We start from the raw sequence: 17,802 nt of genomic DNA, 5'->3' as shown, positions 1-17,802 counted from the left end.
CGCTCAACGCCGGTTGTGTCACGCAGGTACATATTATCACTCGAGGCAATACTCAGGCCGCAAGTCAATGTCGTCCCGGTCGTATGTAAAAGTATGTGAATAGGGCGGGCGAAAGCGGCTAACAAAGAGGCAGCGTGAAGGATAATGTGTATAATGCGGCCCTAATAATTCATCATCTATCACAGAGGAACATGTATGGGTGGTATCAGTATTTGGCAGTTGTTGATTGTTGCCGTTATCGTCGTACTGCTGTTCGGCACCAAAAAACTCGGTTCCATCGGTTCCGATCTTGGCGCGTCTATCAAAGGCTTTAAAAAGGCCATGAGCGATGATGATGCCAAACAGGATAAAACCAGTCAGGACGCTGATTTTACCGCTAAATCTATCGCGGATAAGCAAGGCGAAGCGAAAAAGGAAGACGCTAAAAGCCAAGATAAAGAGCAGGTATAATCCGTGTTTGATATCGGTTTTAGCGAACTGCTGTTAGTGTTCGTTATCGGCCTCATTGTGTTGGGGCCGCAACGATTGCCAGTAGCGGTAAAAACGGTAGCGGGCTGGATTCGCGCGTTGCGGTCCCTTGCGACAACGGTTCAGAATGAACTGACTCAGGAACTGAAACTTCAGGAGTTCCAGGACAGTCTGAAAAAAGTCGAAAAGGCGAGCCTGGAAAATCTGACTCCCGAACTGAAAGCATCTATGGATGAACTGCGTCAGGCGGCGGAGTCGATGAAACGCACCTACAGCGCTAACGATCCCGAACAAGCGAGCGATGAAGCGCATACCATCCATAATCCGGTGGTAAAAGGGAACGAAACGCAGCATGAGGGCGTCACCCCTGCCGCCGCTGAAACACAGGCGAGCGCGCCGGAACAAAAGCCGGAGCCCGTTAAAGCTAACGTGCCTGAGTCGACGGAAACCGCTTCCGTAGCCACGATAGACGCCGAGAAGAAATCCGCTGCGCCTGTTGTCGAATCTTCCCCCTCGTCGAGTGATAAACCGTAAACATGGCTGTAGAAGATACTCAACCGCTTATCACGCATCTGATCGAGTTGCGTAAGCGCCTGCTAAACTGCATCGTCGCAGTACTTCTGATTTTTCTGGCGTTAATTTATTTCGCCAATGATATTTATCATTTAGTCGCCGCACCGCTGATTAAACAGATGCCGCAAGGGGCGACAATGATTGCGACGGATGTGGCGTCGCCGTTTTTTACGCCTATCAAACTCACCTTCATGGTGTCTTTGATCTTATCCGCGCCTGTCATTTTGTACCAGGTTTGGGCCTTTATCGCCCCGGCGCTGTATAAGCATGAGCGTCGTCTGGTCGTACCTCTGCTGGTATCCAGCTCGCTGCTTTTCTATATTGGTATGGCCTTCGCCTATTTTGTCGTATTCCCTTTGGCCTTTGGTTTCCTGACGCATACGGCGCCGGAAGGGGTACAGGTTTCGACAGATATCGCCAGCTATCTTAGCTTTGTCATGGCGCTTTTTATGGCCTTTGGCGTAGCCTTTGAAGTGCCGGTGGCGATTGTGTTGCTGTGCTGGATGGGCATCACCACGCCAGAAGATTTGCGTAAAAAACGGCCTTATATCCTGGTCGGGGCATTCATTGTGGGAATGCTGCTTACGCCGCCAGATGTTTTCTCGCAAACGTTGCTGGCGATACCGATGTACTGCCTGTTTGAAATTGGCGTTTTCTGCTCACGCTTTTATGTCGGTAAGCGACGGACGCGCGACGAAGATAACGAGGCCGAAACCGAAAAGGCCGAGCACACTGAAGACTAAACACAACCGCCCGCCAGGGCGGTTGTCATATGGGGGCAAGCATGTTTGATATTGGCGTTAATTTAACCAGTAGCCAGTTTGCAAAAGATCGTGATGATGTGGTCGCCCGTGCGTTTGCGGCGGGAGTAAAAGGTATGCTACTGACCGGAACGAACATCCATGAAAGTCAGCAGGCGTTAAAACTGGCGCGGCGCTACCCCCATTGTTGGTCGACGGCTGGCGTCCATCCCCATGACAGCAGTCAGTGGTCACCCGCGTCTGAAGACGCCATTATTGCGCTGGCGAACCAGCCGGAAGTCGTCGCTATCGGTGAGTGCGGGCTGGATTTCAATCGCAATTTTTCCACGCCGCAGGAGCAGGAGCGTGCCTTTCAGGCGCAGCTACAAATTGCCGCCGAATTGCAGATACCAATCTTTATGCACTGCCGGGACGCGCATGAGCGATTTCTGGTATTGCTTGATCCCTGGCTGGATAGTCTTCCTGGTGCAATACTGCACTGCTTTACCGGTTCACGCCAGCAAATGCAGGCCTGTGTGGATAGAGGGCTCTATATCGGTATTACCGGGTGGGTTTGCGACGAACGACGCGGGCTTGAGCTACGTGAACTCTTACCGTTTATTCCAGCGGAAAAGCTACTGATAGAAACCGACGCGCCGTATCTGTTGCCTCGCGATCTTACGCCGAAACCAACGTCACGACGCAACGAGCCCGCGTATCTGCCTCACATCCTGGAGCGCATAGCGCTATGGCGTGGTGAAGATCCGCAATGGTTAGCGGCGATGACAGATGCCAACGCCAGAACCTTATTTGAGGTTGTATTCTGAACGATCGCTAAATCTTGCGAAAACCGGTGTTTTTTACGCTCTGCTTCACTTCTTTATTGAGTAAATTAAGCAGTAACATCGAACGCGTTTCGCCATCCGGTTCGGTAAAAATCGCTTTCAGCCCTTCAAATGCGCCTTCCGTGATGATGACGCTATCGCCGGGATAGGGGGTTTCAGGATCGACAACGCCTTCGGGCTTGTAGATAGAAAGCTGATGAATAACGCTGGAAGGCACGATCGCAGGATGCGCGCCAAAGCGCACAAAATGGCTGACGCCGCGCGTGGCGTTGATTGTAGTGGTATGTATCACTTCCGGATCAAATTCAACGAACAGATAATTAGGAAAGAGCGGTTCGCTGACGGAGGTACGTTTTCCGCGTACCATTTTTTCCAGGGTGATCATCGGTGTCAGGCAACTTACCGCTTGTCTTTCGAGGTGTTCCTGAGCACGCTGAAGTTGCCCGCGTTTGCAGTACAGTAAATACCAGGATTGCATAATGACTCTTATCCGCTTGTTCGGGGCGCAAGCATAGCAAAAGCCATGCGCGAAGTTAATTATACACTTCATCCTTTAAGCCGTATCTGGATTAGCGTTGGTTGCCAGAGTTCACGCTAATTTAACAAAAATACAGCATCCCGATGATGAACGCCGTATAATGATGCGCTTACCAAGAGGCTACAATGGACGCCATGAAATATCACGATTTACGCGACTTCCTGACGCTACTTGAGCAGCAGGGGGAACTAAAACGCATCACGCTACCTGTGGATCCTCATCTGGAAATCACGGAAATCGCTGACCGCACGCTGCGTGCCGGTGGACCGGCGTTGCTGTTTGAAAATCCTAAAGGTTACGCCATGCCGGTGCTGTGCAACCTTTTTGGCACGCCAAAACGCGTGGCGATGGGCATGGGGCAGGATGATGTTTCCGCCTTACGGGAAGTGGGTAAATTATTAGCGTTTCTTAAAGAACCTGAGCCGCCGAAAGGCTTTCGCGATCTGTTTGACAAGCTGCCGCAGTTTAAGCAAGTGCTGAATATGCCGACGAAACGGTTACGCGGCGCGCCTTGCCAGCAGAAAATCGCGTCTGGCGATGATGTCGATTTAACGCGTCTTCCTGTCATGACCTGTTGGCCGGACGACGCCGCGCCGCTGATTACCTGGGGACTGACGGTAACGCGTGGTCCGCACAAAGAGCGGCAAAACCTGGGCATTTATCGTCAGCAGTTGATAGGTAAAAATAAGCTGATTATGCGCTGGCTGTCTCACCGCGGCGGCGCGCTGGATTTTCAGGAGTGGTTAGCCGCGCGTCCGGGTGAACGTTTCCCGGTCTCCGTCGCATTGGGCGCCGATCCGGCGACGATACTTGGCGCCGTGACTCCTGTTCCCGATACTCTGTCGGAGTATGCCTTTGCGGGCCTGCTGCGCGGCACGAAAACTGAAGTGGTTAAATGCCTTTCTAACGATCTGGAAGTGCCTGCCAGCGCCGAGATTATCCTTGAAGGTTACATTGAGCCGGGAGAGATGGCGCCGGAAGGACCGTATGGCGATCATACGGGCTATTATAATGAAGTGGATAGCTTTCCGGTCTTTACCGTCACGCATATTACACAGCGTGAGGATGCCATCTATCACTCCACCTATACCGGGCGTCCGCCCGATGAGCCTGCGGTATTAGGGGTGGCGCTCAATGAAGTCTTCGTGCCTATTCTGCAAAAACAGTTTCCGGAAATCGTCGACTTTTATCTGCCGCCGGAAGGGTGTTCTTACCGCCTGGCGGTAGTGACGATGAAAAAGCAGTACGCTGGTCATGCGAAACGCGTCATGATGGGCGTCTGGTCGTTTTTGCGCCAGTTTATGTATACGAAATTTGTTATCGTTTGCGATGATGACGTTAACGCACGCGACTGGAATGATGTGATCTGGGCGATTACCACCCGTATGGACCCTGCACGGGATACGGTGCTGGTTGAAAATACGCCGATTGATTACCTGGATTTTGCCTCGCCGGTCTCCGGGCTGGGTTCAAAAATGGGGCTGGATGCCACAAACAAATGGCCGGGCGAAACCCAACGCGAGTGGGGTCGTCCTATTGTTAAAGATCCTGAAGTTACCGCGCGTATTGATGCGATTTGGGATGAGCTGGCTATCTTTAAATAACTGAAAGCGGACATCGACATTTCAGGCTGCGGCGACTCAGCTTGAAAAATGTCGGTATTGACCCGACACCCGACAGAGGGAGCGCATGACAACCTTAAGCTGTAAAGTGACCTCGGTAGAAGCTATCACCGATACCGTATATCGGGTTCGTTTAGTGCCGGACGCGGCGTTTTCATTCCGCGCTGGTCAGTATTTGATGGTCGTAATGGACGAGCGTGACAAACGCCCGTTTTCGATGGCTTCAACGCCGGACGAGAAAGGGTTTATTGAATTACACATTGGCGCCTCCGAGCTCAATCTGTATGCGATGGCGGTCATGGATCGGATTCTGAAAGACCGGGAAATCGTCGTCGATATTCCGCATGGCGACGCCTGGCTACGTGACGATGAAGAGCGTCCGTTGATTCTGATCGCGGGCGGTACGGGCTTTTCTTATGTGCGCTCCATCCTGTTGACGGCGTTAGCGCGCAACCCGGCCCGCGATGTTACCATTTACTGGGGCGGCCGCGAAGAAAAGCACCTCTATGATCTCTCTGAGCTGGAAGCACTCTCTGTTAACCATCCGAATTTGCGTATTGAACCTGTTGTCGAGCAGCCGGAAGAAGGCTGGCGTGGACGTACAGGAACGGTACTTACGGCGGTATTGCAGGATTATGGTACGCTGGCGGGGCACGATATTTATATTGCCGGACGTTTTGAGATGGCGAAAATCGCCCGCGATCTGTTCTGTCATGAGCGTAACGCGCGGGAAGATCGTCTGTTTGGCGATGCGTTCGCATTTATTTAACTATTTTATGGGACGCAGTAGCGTCCCTTTTTACGTTAGCCTACCTAAAAGTCCTCTTAAATATTAATTAATCGTCAACTATAAAACCTTATGATATTGAATATCTACAGGCTTTGTATTGCGTGTAATAAATTAAGTAATATTATGTCCTGAGGCTATCAATAAAAATAGTTAATTATATATGCTTCATTTATTTTTATAAAAGAAACATAAAATGGAAAGTTAGTTATTTATTTATAAGATGGAGAGTGTTATGAAATTTAAATATGCTTTAACTTCTCTCGCATTATCTGTTGCAATTTTGTCATCAGTACCTTCTACTGCTTTCGCCATCGGCGGCGCCAGCGGCGCTAAAGTGGACTATCAGGTCCAGGGAAAAATTGGCGAAGTTGTTATGAACCCCTATGATATCGCGCCGCTAACCGCCGTTATTCGTAATGGCGGTTACCAGTTACGTGACGTGCATGTACGGATTGTACCCAAAGAAAATGGCCAGGAGATCGCGTATAAAGTTAATAATAAATACCTTTTAACGTATGGCGGTATTCCCGTCTTTGGTCTTTACCCGGATTATGTCAATACCGTTGAAGTTGAATATACAAGTATCCAGGGTAGTAAAACCGAAAATGTAAAAGAAAGCTATAAAATGTATGCACCGCCTGCCTATATTGAATCAGCGGGTACAAAAGAAGAACAATCAGCACTCTTTACTATCGATGTTAAAAAGGTTTCCCCAGAATTTAAAGATCGCTTGTATCTTTTGAATAATACGAAAGATAAGTCTGGGAATGGAACGCGTACTGTCTGGAACAACCCTACTGGGGGTGCATTAGAATGGAACTTCACTACAGCTAACGCTATTATCGACACCTCCGGTGATATTCGTTGGTTTATGAATCCAAGTTCAATTTATGATTTAAAGTCAATTTATCGTGCTGGCGTTATGATGGGCTTTAAACAAAACCAGGATGGCGCACTATCGTGGGGCTACGGTCAGCGTTATGTGAAATACGATATCATGGGGCGTGAAATCTTTAACCGCCGCCTGCCGGATAATTATAACGATTTTTCACACTCAATGGATAACGCGGCCAACGGTCACTACTTCCTGCGTGTAGCCAGCTCTAACTATAAACGCCCTGATGGGAAAAATGTTCGTACCGTGCGTGATGTGATTGCCGAAGTTGATCAGAACGGCGTGGTAGTGGATGAATGGCGTCTGTTTGATATCCTCGATCCTTATCGTGATGTGATAATGAAAACCCTCGATCAGGGCGCTGTGTGCCTGAATATCGACGCCAGCCAGTCCGGCCATACGTTGAGCGAAGAAGATCTGGCGGCGCTGGACTCCTCCGACAAATTCGGGGATATCGTGGGTAGTGGGGCTGGCCGCAACTGGGCGCATGTCAACAGCGTCGACTATGACAGTGAAGATGATTCCATCATCATCAGCTCCCGCCACCAGAGTGCGATTATCAAAATCGGCCGCGATAAGAAAGTGAAGTGGATACTGGGTACGCCTGCTGGCTGGAAAGCGCCATTTAATGCCGCAATTCTGACGCCTGTGGATAGCAAAGGCCAAAAAATCGCCTGCCAGGACAGTGGCTGCGAGGGTGACTTCGACTGGACATGGACGCAACATACGGCCTTTAAAATTGATAGTAAGAGTAAAGGCGATATCTTATACCTTTCCGCTTTCGACAATGGCGATGGCCGCGGCTTAGAACAGCCTGCTATGCAGAGTATGAAATACAGCCGCTCCGTGATTTACAAAATCGACCAGAAAAACAAGACAGTCCAACAGATCTGGCAATACGGTAAAGAGCGCGGGAACGAGTGGTTTAGCCCGGTAACCTCTATCACCGAGTACCAGACTGACAAGAATTCTGTGTTCGTGTATTCCGCAACAGCAGGTGGTGCGTTTGATTTATCGGTAGGCGCATTTACCAGCTTGCCTAATCCGTATCTGGAAGAGTTCAAATGGGGAGAAAAAGAGCCTGCGGTTGAAATGCAAATACATGGTGCGCGTGGATATCAGGCTATGCCATTTAGCCTGACCAAAGCGCTTACTGAGTAGAGCAGGCCATACGGTGAAAAAACCCGCCCCTGACGGGCGGGAAAAACGGCAACTAAACTGTTTCCCGTCATAATTCGCGCAGCCTCTTTGTTGGCTGCCTTTGCTCACCCCGGGCACATAGTTATCTATGTGCCCGGGGATTCGCTCAGTTGCCGCTGCGCTGCAATGCGAGTTATTTAGGGGATATTATCTTTGATTAAACCCGCTCAAACACCGTGGCGATGCCCTGACCCAGACCAATACACATCGTCGCCAGACCAAACTGCGCGTCTTTGCGCTCCATCAGGTTGATAAGCGTGGTGCTGATACGTGCTCCGGAGCAGCCGAGCGGATGACCAAGCGCGATCGCACCGCCGTTGAGGTTGATCTTCTCGTCTATCTGCTCCATCAATCCCAGATCCTTAATGCATGGCAGGATCTGTGCGGCAAACGCTTCGTTCATCTCAAACACATCGATATCGCTGGCTGACAGTCCCGCTTTTTTCAACGCCAGTTTTGACGCCGGAACCGGCCCGTAACCCATAATTGACGGATCACAACCCACCACTGCCATTGAGCGAATACGGGCGCGAGGTTTCAGACCCAGCTCACGGGCACGACTTTCGCTCATTACCAGCATGGCGGCTGCGCCATCGGAAAGCGCGGATGAGGTGCCCGCCGTGACCGTGCCACTAACCGGATCAAATGCCGGACGCAGCGTTGATAGCGCTTCGACCGTGGTTTCCGGGCGGATCACTTCATCGTAGTTAAACTGCTTCAACACGCCGTCTGCATCATGACCGCCAGTCGGGATAATCTCCGTTTTGAATGCGCCAGACTGGGTGGCGGCCCAGGCGCGAGCGTGAGAACGCGCGGCGAACTGGTCCTGCATTTCCCGGCTAATGCCGTGCAGGCGGGAGAGCATTTCCGCCGTTAGCCCCATCATCCCTGCCGCTTTGGCGACGTTGCGACTCAGACCCGGGTGAAAATCCACGCCGTGGCTCATCGGCACGTGCCCCATATGCTCCACGCCGCCAACCAGACAAACCTGCGCATCGCCGGTCATGATCATTCGCGCTGCATCGTGTAACGCCTGCATCGAGGAACCACACAGACGGTTGACGGTGACCGCCGGTACCGAATGGGGAATTTCTGCCAGCAGCGCGGCGTTACGGGCAATGTTGAAGCCTTGCTCCAGCGTTTGTTGTACGCAGCCCCAGTAAATATCATCGAGGGTCGCCGCTGTAAGCGACGGATTACGCGCCAGCAGGCTACGCATTAAGTGGGCGGAGAGATCTTCTGCTCGCACGTTGCGAAACGCGCCGCCCTTCGAACGGCCCATCGGGGTGCGAATAGCATCGACAATGACAACCTGTTCCATTGTGACTCCTTAAGCCGTTTTCAGAGAACCAACCGGACGGGCTGGTTCAACCGGGGGATAATACGGTTCGTTATGGCGCGCTTTATTACGCAGCCCTTCCGGCACCTCATACAGCGGGCCGAGGTGTTGATACTGCTGCGCCATATCAAGATATTTCGCGCTGCCCTGTGTATCCAGCCAGCGGAATGCGCCGCCGTGGAACGGAGGGAAGCCCAGGCCGTAGACCAGCGCCATATCGGCTTCCGCCGGGCTTGCGATAATGCCTTCTTCCAGACAGCGAACCACTTCGTTAATCATCGGGATCATCATACGGGCGATTATCTCGTCGTCGCTGAAGTCGCGTTTCGGCTGGCTGACGCTTGCCAGCAGGTCATCCACCGCGGCATCTTCTTCTTTCTTCGGCTTACCCTTGCTGTCTTCTTTATAGCGCCAGAAGCCCAGACCGTTTTTTTGCCCAAAACGGCTGGCGTCAAACAATGCGTCGATCGCGTCGCGGTAATCTTTCTGCATACGCTGTGGGAAGCCTGCCGCCATTACTGCCTGCGCGTGGTGGGCGGTATCAATACCCACCACGTCGAGCAGATAGGCCGGGCCCATCGGCCAGCCGAACTGTTTTTCCATCACTTTATCGACTTTGCGGAAATCCGCGCCGTCGCGCAGCAGTTGACTGAAACCGGCGAAATAGGGGAACAGCACGCGGTTAACAAAGAAGCCGGGGCAGTCGTTGACTACAATCGGTGTCTTGCCCATTTTGCTGGCCCAGGCGACGACTTTGGCAATGGTTTCGTCTGAACTCTTCTCGCCGCGAATGATTTCAACCAGCGGCATCCGGTGTACCGGGTTGAAGAAGTGCATTCCGCAAAAGTTTTCCGGACGTTCCAGGGCGCTTGCCAGTTCGCCAATTGGGATGGTGGAGGTATTTGAGGCCAGCACGGTTTCCGGGCGCACTTTCTGCTCGGTTTCCGCCAGTACCGCTTTTTTGACTTTCGGATTTTCGACTACTGCTTCGACAACAACATCTACGCGATCGAAACCGGCATAATCGAGAGTCGGGTGGATGGTCGAAATGACGCCCGCCAGCTTCAGACCGTCGATCTTGCCGCGCTCCAGCTGTTTGTTCAGCAGCTTGGCCGCTTCGGTCATGCCGAGGTTCAACGATTTATCGTTGATATCTTTCATGATGACCGGTACGCCTTTCCAGGCCGACTGGTAAGCGATACCGCCGCCCATAATGCCCGCGCCCAGTACGGCTGCCTGTTTCGGCGTCTCAATATCTTTGGTCAGCTTTTTGGCTTTACCTTTTACATATTGATCGTTGAGGAAGATACCGACCAGCGCACGAGCCTCATTGGTATGCGCCAGCGGAACAAAGCTTTTATTTTCCAGATTCAGCGCTTCTTCACGACCAAAACGCGCGGCGGCTTCAATGGTTTTCACTGCGGTCATCGGCGCCGGATAATGTTTACCCGCCGTTTGTGCGACCATGCCTTTAGCGATGGTAAAGCTCATCGCTGCTTCAATCTTACTGAGTTTCAACGGTTCCAGTTTCGGCTGGCGTTTAGCTCTCCAGTCGAGATCGCCGGTAATGGCCTGGCGTAACACCGCTATCGCGCCTTCAATTAGCTTCTCTTGTTTGACCACGCCGTCCACAAGGCCGATTTTCAGCGCGTGCTCAGCACCGACATCTTTACCTGCCGCGATAATCTCCAGCGCGCTGTCTGCGCCCAGCATACGCGGCAGACGAACGGAGCCGCCGAAACCCGGCATGATGCCCAGTTTAGTTTCCGGCAGACCGATACGGAGGTCTGGCGTCGCCAGACGGTAATCGGTGGCCAGCACGCATTCGCACCCGCCGCCCAGCGCATAGCCGTTTACGGCGGCAAGGGTCGGTACGGGTAAATCTTCCAGACGGTTAAAGACGCTATTAGCGAAATGCAGCCATTGGCTTAACTGCTCTTCGGGGACGAGGAACAGTGAAAGAAATTCGGTGATGTCCGCGCCGACAATAAAGGCCGCTTTATTAGAGCGCAGCAGCAGCCCTTTTAAATCGTGTTGCTTTTCCAGCACCTCAAGCGCCTGGCCGAGGCTGGCGACGGTTGCGGTGTCGAGTTTATTGACCGAGCCTGGAGCATCGAACACCAGTTCGGCGATGCCATCTTCCAGCCAGTCGAGGTACAGGGTGTCGCCTTTATAAAGCATGTCAGTCTCCTGAATCCACAAAGTGATCTGGTCGTACCAGATGAAGCGAAGTGTGTATTTTGTGTTAAAAAAATGCAAATAAATGATTAAAGAAATGCCGATGTGATCACGCTCGGCAGAGATCACGCTCTCGTGGGGCGATGTGCTAAGATGCGGGAACTTGAGGTCAAAAAAACAGAAGGGTAAAAAATGGAATCACTGGCCGCGCTCTATAAAAATCATATTGTTACCTTACAAGAACGGACGCGCGATGTTCTGGCGCGCTTTAAGCTGGATGCGTTACTTATTCATTCTGGCGAGCTTTTCAACGTCTTTCTCGACGATCACCCTTATCCGTTTAAGGTCAATCCACAGTTTAAAGCGTGGGTGCCGGTAACTCAGGTTCCAAATTGCTGGCTGTTGGTCGATGGCGTCAACAAACCCAAATTGTGGTTTTATCTGCCGGTCGATTACTGGCATAACGTTGAACCGCTGCCAACGTCCTTCTGGACAGAAGAAGTCGAGGTCGTCGCCTTACCGAAAGCGGATGGCATCGGCAGCCAACTGCCTGCCGCGCGTGGCAATATCGGCTATATCGGCCCGGTTCCTGAGCGCGCGCTACAATTGGATATCGCCGCCAGCAACATCAACCCGAAAGGTGTTATCGACTATCTGCATTACTACCGCGCCTATAAAACGGATTATGAACTGGCCTGTATGCGCGAAGCGCAGAAAATGGCGGTGAGCGGTCATCGGGCGGCGGAAGAGGCCTTCCGTTCCGGCATGAGCGAGTTCGACATCAACCTGGCGTACCTGACCGCCACGGGACATCGCGATACCGATGTTCCATACAGCAACATTGTGGCGCTGAACGAACATGCCGCCGTGCTGCATTACACGAAACTGGATCATCAGGCACCGTCTGAAATGCGCAGTTTCCTGCTGGATGCGGGCGCGGAATACAACGGCTACGCGGCGGATCTGACGCGGACCTGGTCGGCGAAAAGCGATAACGACTACGCCCACCTGGTGAAAGATGTTAACGACGAACAGTTGGCGCTGATCGCTACCATGAAGGCGGGCGTCAGCTATGTGGATTATCATATTCAATTCCATCAGCGCATCGCGAAGCTGCTGCGTAAACATCAAATCATTACCGACATGAGTGAAGAGGCGATGGTGGAAAATGATCTCACCGGGCCGTTTATGCCGCACGGTATTGGTCATCCGTTGGGTCTGCAGGTACACGATGTGGCCGGGTTTATGCAGGATGATTCCGGTACGCATCTCGCCGCGCCGTCCAAATACCCGTATCTGCGCTGCACGCGTGTGTTACAGCCGCGAATGGTGTTGACCATCGAACCGGGGATTTACTTCATCGAATCGCTGTTAGCGCCATGGCGCGAAGGCCCGTTCAGCAAGCACTTCAACTGGCAGAAAATTGAAGCGCTCAAGCCTTTCGGCGGTATTCGCATTGAAGATAACGTGGTCATCCACGAAAACGGCGTGGAAAACATGACGCGGGATTTAAAACTGGCGTAATGGACAGTTGGTTAATCCCTGCAGCGCCGGTCACCGTTGTTGAAGAGATCAAAAAAAGCCGCTTTATTACGCTATTGGCGCATACCGATGGCGTAGACGCGGCGAAAGCGTTTGTTGAGTCAGTCAGAGCTGAGCATCCTGATGCGCGCCACCATTGTGTGGCGTGGGTGGCGGGTGCGCCGGACGACTCACAGCAACTGGGCTTTTCAGACGACGGCGAACCGGCGGGAACGGCAGGCAAGCCGATGCTTGCGCAATTGATGGGCAGCGGCGTCGGAGAAATTACTGCCGTCGTCGTGCGCTACTATAGTGGTATTCTGCTGGGTACGGGCGGGCTGGTAAAAGCCTATGGCGGCGGTGTGAATCAGGCATTACGTCAGCTTGCCACACAACGCAAGACGCCATTAACCGAATATACTTTGCAGTGTGAGTACGGTCAGTTGGCCGGAATCGAAGCATTATTAGGACAGTTTGCCGGGAAGATCGTTTCCAGCGATTATCAGGCGTCTGTTCGGCTCAGGGTGGCGCTTCCTTTTGCTCATGTGAATGCATTTTCCACAAAACTGGCGGATTTTAGCCGTGGTTCATTGCAATTGTTAGCGATTGAAGAATAATCCCCACCTCATTTTTAAGAATAAAGGAAGCGGCAGAGATGCATTTTCGCGCCATTACCCGAATCGTTGGACTACTGGTTATCTTATTTTCGGGGACAATGATTCTCCCGGGACTGGTAGCGCTAATATATCGTGATGGCGCAGGAAGAGCGTTCACGCAGACCTTTTTTGTCGCGCTGGCGATCGGTTCCATACTGTGGTGGCCGAACCGTAGGGAAAAGGGCGAGCTGAAATCCCGCGAAGGATTTCTTATCGTGGTGCTGTTCTGGACCGTGCTGGGCAGCGTGGGTGCGCTGCCGTTTATTTTCTCGGAAAGCCCAAACCTCACCATTACCGATGCTTTTTTTGAATCGTTCTCCGGGTTAACCACCACGGGCGCCACTACTCTGGTGGGGCTGGATTCATTACCGCACGCCATTCTCTTTTATCGTCAGATGCTGCAATGGTTTGGCGGTATGGGGATCATTGTGCTGGCGGTGGCGATTCTCCCTATCCTCGGCGTCGGGGGGATGCAGCTCTATCGGGCGGAAATGCCGGGGCCGCTCAAAGATAACAAAATGCGCCCGCGTATTGCCGAGACGGCGAAAACGCTGTGGCTTATCTATGTCTTGCTAACGGTAGCCTGCGCGCTGGCGCTATGGTTTGCAGGGATGCCCGCGTTTGACGCTATCGGACACAGCTTCTCCACTATCGCTATCGGCGGCTTCTCAACGCATGACGCCAGCGTAGGCTATTTTGATAGTCCCACTATTAATACCATCATCGCTATTTTCCTGCTGATCTCCGGTTGTAACTATGGCCTGCATTTCTCTTTATTAAGCGGGCGTAGCCTGAAAGTATACTGGCGCGATCCGGAATTCCGCATGTTCATCGGCGTACAGTTGACGCTGGTGGTGATCTGCACGCTGGTACTGTGGTTCCATAATATCTACGACTCGGCGCTGACAACGCTAAATCAGGCGTTCTTCCAGGTCGTGTCGATGGCGACAACGGCAGGGTTTACCACGGACAGCATTGCGCGCTGGCCGCTGTTTTTGCCCGTCTTGCTGCTATGTTCCGCGTTTATTGGCGGTTGCGCCGGGTCAACGGGCGGGGGGTTAAAGGTCATCCGTATTCTGTTGTTGTTTAAACAGGGGAACCGCGAACTCAAACGTCTGGTGCATCCGAATGCCGTTTACAGTATTAAGCTGGGGAACCGGGCACTGCCAGAACGTATTCTGGAAGCCGTCTGGGGATTCTTTTCTGCCTACGCGCTGGTATTTATCGTCAGTATGCTGGCCATTATCGCTACAGGCGTAGATGATTTCTCGGCTTTCGCCTCGGTAGTGGCTACGCTTAATAACCTGGGACCGGGGCTGGGGGTGGTTGCTGATAACTTCGCCAGTATGAATCCGGTTGCGAAATGGATACTAATCGCCAACATGCTATTTGGTCGTTTGGAAGTATTCACTTTGCTGGTACTTTTTACCCCGACTTTCTGGCGTGAATAATGGAGTAACACGTGAAAACATTGATTCTTTTCTCTACCCGGGACGGACAAACGCGCGAAATTGCCTCTTATCTGGCTTCTGAACTCAAAGATATGGGGATCTGGGCCGATGTCGTTAATCTGCATCGCGCAGAAGAGCCTGACTGGGATAGCTATGATCGCGTAGTGATTGGCGCGTCTATTCGTTATGGTCATTACCACAGCGCCTTTCAGGAGTTTGTTAAGAAATATGCCACGCGGTTGAACGGAATGCCGAGCGCCTTTTATTCCGTTAACCTGGTGGCGCGTAAAGCTGAAAAACGGACGCCGCAGACTAACAGCTACGCGCGGAAGTTTTTAATGAGCTCTCCGTGGCGACCTGACTACTGTGCCGTCATTGCAGGCGCGCTTCGCTATCCCCGTTATCGCTGGTATGACCGTCTGATGATCAAGCTTATTATGAAGATGTCGGGCGGCGAAACGGATACCAGTAAAGAAGTGGTGTACACCGACTGGGAGCAGGTTGCGCACTTTGCCCGTGAAATAGCCCATTTAACCAACAAATCGTCGGCAAAATAAACGCAAAGAATAAAAAGTGCGCACTCAGAAAATTATTTTAAATTTCCTCTTGTCAGGCAAAAATAACTCCCTATAATGCGCCACCACTGACACGGAACAACGGCACACAGGCCGCCGGGTCAGCGGGGTTCGGACCAGAACCTCACGGAGAAAAGCGAAAATAAACGCTTGACTCTGAAGCGGGAAAGCGTAATATGCACACCCCGCGCCGCTGAGAAAAAGCGAAGCGGCACTGCTCTTTAACAATTTATCAGACAATCTGTGTGGGCACTCGAAGATACGGATTCTTAACGTCGCAAGACGAAAAATGAATACCAAGTCTCAAGAGTGAACACGTAATTCATTACGAAGTTTAATTCATTGAGCATCAAACTTTTAAATTGAAGAGTTTGATCATGGCTCAGATTGAACGCTGGCGGCAGGCCTAACACATGCAAGTCGAACGGTAACAGGAAGCAGCTTGCTGCTTCGCTGACGAGTGGCGGACGGGTGAGTAATGTCTGGGAAACTGCCTGATGGAGGGGGATAACTACTGGAAACGGTGGCTAATACCGCATAACGTCGCAAGACCAAAGAGGGGGACCTTCGGGCCTCTTGCCATCAGATGTGCCCAGATGGGATTAGCTTGTTGGTGAGGTAACGGCTCACCAAGGCGACGATCCCTAGCTGGTCTGAGAGGATGACCAGCCACACTGGAACTGAGACACGGTCCAGACTCCTACGGGAGGCAGCAGTGGGGAATATTGCACAATGGGCGCAAGCCTGATGCAGCCATGCCGCGTGTATGAAGAAGGCCTTCGGGTTGTAAAGTACTTTCAGCGGGGAGGAAGGTGTTGTGGTTAATAACCGCAGCAATTGACGTTACCCGCAGAAGAAGCACCGGCTAACTCCGTGCCAGCAGCCGCGGTAATACGGAGGGTGCAAGCGTTAATCGGAATTACTGGGCGTAAAGCGCACGCAGGCGGTCTGTCAAGTCGGATGTGAAATCCCCGGGCTCAACCTGGGAACTGCATTCGAAACTGGCAGGCTTGAGTCTTGTAGAGGGGGGTAGAATTCCAGGTGTAGCGGTGAAATGCGTAGAGATCTGGAGGAATACCGGTGGCGAAGGCGGCCCCCTGGACAAAGACTGACGCTCAGGTGCGAAAGCGTGGGGAGCAAACAGGATTAGATACCCTGGTAGTCCACGCCGTAAACGATGTCTACTTGGAGGTTGTGCCCTTGAGGCGTGGCTTCCGGAGCTAACGCGTTAAGTAGACCGCCTGGGGAGTACGGCCGCAAGGTTAAAACTCAAATGAATTGACGGGGGCCCGCACAAGCGGTGGAGCATGTGGTTTAATTCGATGCAACGCGAAGAACCTTACCTGGTCTTGACATCCACAGAACTTTCCAGAGATGGATTGGTGCCTTCGGGAACTGTGAGACAGGTGCTGCATGGCTGTCGTCAGCTCGTGTTGTGAAATGTTGGGTTAAGTCCCGCAACGAGCGCAACCCTTATCCTTTGTTGCCAGCGATTAGGTCGGGAACTCAAAGGAGACTGCCAGTGATAAACTGGAGGAAGGTGGGGATGACGTCAAGTCATCATGGCCCTTACGACCAGGGCTACACACGTGCTACAATGGCGCATACAAAGAGAAGCGACCTCGCGAGAGCAAGCGGACCTCATAAAGTGCGTCGTAGTCCGGATTGGAGTCTGCAACTCGACTCCATGAAGTCGGAATCGCTAGTAATCGTGGATCAGAATGCCACGGTGAATACGTTCCCGGGCCTTGTACACACCGCCCGTCACACCATGGGAGTGGGTTGCAAAAGAAGTAGGTAGCTTAACCTTCGGGAGGGCGCTTACCACTTTGTGATTCATGACTGGGGTGAAGTCGTAACAAGGTAACCGTAGGGGAACCTGCGGTTGGATCACCTCCTTACCTTAAAGAACTGTTCTTTGCAGTGCTCACACAGATTGTCTGATGAAAAACGAGCAGTAAAACCTCTACAGGCTTGTAGCTCAGGTGGTTAGAGCGCACCCCTGATAAGGGTGAGGTCGGTGGTTCAAGTCCACTCAGGCCTACCAAATTTTCCCTGAATACTGCGTTGTGAAATAACTCACATACTGATGTATGCTTCGTTATTCCACGCCTTGTCTCAGGAAAAATTATCGGTAAAGAGGTTCTGACTACACGATGGGGCTATAGCTCAGCTGGGAGAGCGCCTGCTTTGCACGCAGGAGGTCTGCGGTTCGATCCCGCATAGCTCCACCATCTCGTGAGTGTTTACGAAAAAATACTTCAGAGTGTACCTGAAAGGGTTCACTGCGAAGTTTTGCTCTTTAAAAATCTGGATCAAGCTGAAAATTGAAACACAGAACAACGAAAGTTGTTCGTGAGTCTCTCAAATTTTCGCGACACGAGAATGTTTTACGAAACATCTTCGGGTTG

The 17,802-nt window shown here is 52.0% G+C and carries 14 protein-coding genes, 2 tRNA genes and 1 rRNA gene; 14 read left to right on the top strand and 3 right to left on the bottom strand.

Annotation, left to right across the window (positions count from 1 at the left end):
• Nucleotides 1–195 precede the first annotated feature (195 nt).
• The 4 genes from tatA to tatD are packed head-to-tail and all read left to right on the top strand — an operon-like array spanning nt 196 to nt 2,608.
• A complete protein-coding gene (gene tatA, locus QEN31_RS22980) occupies nt 196–450 on the top strand; it encodes a Sec-independent protein translocase subunit TatA (protein ID WP_000508972.1) in 255 nt (84 codons plus the stop codon).
• A 3-nt stretch (nt 451–453) separates the two neighbouring features.
• A complete protein-coding gene (gene tatB / locus QEN31_RS22975) occupies nt 454–1,002 on the top strand; it encodes a Sec-independent protein translocase protein TatB (RefSeq protein ID WP_000459612.1) in 549 nt (182 codons plus the stop codon).
• A gap of 2 nt (nt 1,003–1,004) precedes the next feature.
• Nucleotides 1,005–1,784 carry a Sec-independent protein translocase subunit TatC gene (gene tatC, locus QEN31_RS22970; RefSeq protein ID WP_000257554.1) on the top strand — a complete coding sequence of 260 codons (780 nt, stop codon included), beginning with the start codon at nt 1,005–1,007 and terminating at the stop codon, nt 1,782–1,784.
• Between the two features lie 41 nt (nt 1,785–1,825).
• On the top strand, nt 1,826–2,608 hold the full coding sequence (tatD, locus tag QEN31_RS22965; RefSeq protein ID WP_000459635.1) for a 3'-5' ssDNA/RNA exonuclease TatD: 783 nt from the start codon (nt 1,826–1,828) through the stop codon (nt 2,606–2,608).
• A gap of 7 nt (nt 2,609–2,615) precedes the next feature.
• Here tatD and rfaH read toward each other — a convergent pair whose 3' ends face one another.
• Nucleotides 2,616–3,104, bottom strand: a complete 489-nt coding sequence (gene rfaH / locus QEN31_RS22960) for a transcription/translation regulatory transformer protein RfaH (RefSeq protein WP_001192410.1) — start codon at nt 3,102–3,104, stop codon at nt 2,616–2,618.
• 185 nt (nt 3,105–3,289) lie between these two features.
• Between rfaH and ubiD the strand changes: the two genes are divergently transcribed.
• The 3 genes from ubiD to QEN31_RS22945 all read left to right on the top strand — a co-directional run bounded on the left by ubiD (nt 3,290) and on the right by QEN31_RS22945 (nt 7,632).
• Entirely contained in the window at nt 3,290–4,768 is a 1,479-nt protein-coding gene (ubiD, locus tag QEN31_RS22955) for a 4-hydroxy-3-polyprenylbenzoate decarboxylase (protein ID WP_000339764.1), read from the top strand.
• An 85-nt stretch (nt 4,769–4,853) separates the two neighbouring features.
• The gene (gene fre, locus QEN31_RS22950; RefSeq protein WP_000209831.1) at nt 4,854–5,555 is read left to right on the top strand and encodes an NAD(P)H-flavin reductase; all 702 of its coding nucleotides are present in this window, start codon (nt 4,854–4,856) and stop codon (nt 5,553–5,555) included.
• 253 nt (nt 5,556–5,808) lie between these two features.
• The gene (locus QEN31_RS22945; RefSeq protein ID WP_000669905.1) at nt 5,809–7,632 is read left to right on the top strand and encodes an aryl-sulfate sulfotransferase; all 1,824 of its coding nucleotides are present in this window, start codon (nt 5,809–5,811) and stop codon (nt 7,630–7,632) included.
• A gap of 196 nt (nt 7,633–7,828) precedes the next feature.
• Here QEN31_RS22945 and fadA read toward each other — a convergent pair whose 3' ends face one another.
• Together fadA and fadB are read right to left on the bottom strand one after the other, a co-directional pair.
• Entirely contained in the window at nt 7,829–8,992 is a 1,164-nt protein-coding gene (fadA, locus tag QEN31_RS22940) for an acetyl-CoA C-acyltransferase FadA (RefSeq protein WP_000438778.1), read from the bottom strand.
• A 9-nt stretch (nt 8,993–9,001) separates the two neighbouring features.
• Complete coding sequence (gene fadB, locus QEN31_RS22935) at nt 9,002–11,191, bottom strand: fatty acid oxidation complex subunit alpha FadB (protein WP_000965998.1); 2,190 nt, start codon at nt 11,189–11,191, stop codon at nt 9,002–9,004.
• Between the two features lie 189 nt (nt 11,192–11,380).
• Here fadB and pepQ point away from each other — a divergent pair, with 189 nt between their 5' ends.
• The 7 genes from pepQ (at nt 11,381) to QEN31_RS22900 (ending at nt 17,625) form a co-directional block, all read left to right on the top strand.
• Nucleotides 11,381–12,712, top strand: coding sequence for a Xaa-Pro dipeptidase (gene pepQ, locus QEN31_RS22930; RefSeq protein ID WP_000444529.1), 1,332 nt, complete (start codon nt 11,381–11,383; stop codon nt 12,710–12,712).
• Nucleotides 12,712–13,326 carry an IMPACT family protein gene (locus QEN31_RS22925; RefSeq protein WP_000378902.1) on the top strand — a complete coding sequence of 205 codons (615 nt, stop codon included), beginning with the start codon at nt 12,712–12,714 and terminating at the stop codon, nt 13,324–13,326. Before pepQ ends, QEN31_RS22925 begins: the two co-directional genes overlap by 1 nt.
• Before the next feature lie 38 nt (nt 13,327–13,364).
• Nucleotides 13,365–14,816, top strand: coding sequence for a Trk system potassium transporter TrkH (gene trkH, locus QEN31_RS22920; protein ID WP_000545688.1), 1,452 nt, complete (start codon nt 13,365–13,367; stop codon nt 14,814–14,816).
• An 11-nt stretch (nt 14,817–14,827) separates the two neighbouring features.
• Nucleotides 14,828–15,373 (top strand): menaquinone-dependent protoporphyrinogen IX dehydrogenase, encoded by a 546-nt coding sequence (gene hemG / locus QEN31_RS22915; RefSeq protein ID WP_000853952.1) that lies wholly within the window; start codon nt 14,828–14,830, stop codon nt 15,371–15,373.
• A 377-nt stretch (nt 15,374–15,750) separates the two neighbouring features.
• Nucleotides 15,751–17,292, top strand: a 16S ribosomal RNA gene (locus tag QEN31_RS22910).
• Nucleotides 17,293–17,361: 69 nt separating this feature from the next.
• Nucleotides 17,362–17,438, top strand: a tRNA-Ile gene (locus tag QEN31_RS22905).
• 111 nt (nt 17,439–17,549) lie between these two features.
• A tRNA-Ala gene (locus QEN31_RS22900) sits at nt 17,550–17,625 on the top strand.
• Nucleotides 17,626–17,802 lie beyond the last annotated feature (177 nt).

Source organism: Salmonella sp. SA15303, from assembly GCF_029962125.1.
GTDB lineage: Bacteria > Pseudomonadota > Gammaproteobacteria > Enterobacterales > Enterobacteriaceae > Salmonella > Salmonella enterica.
The sequence above is the reverse complement of the archived record's forward strand: the minus strand, read 5'-3'. Positions and strand labels throughout refer to the sequence as shown.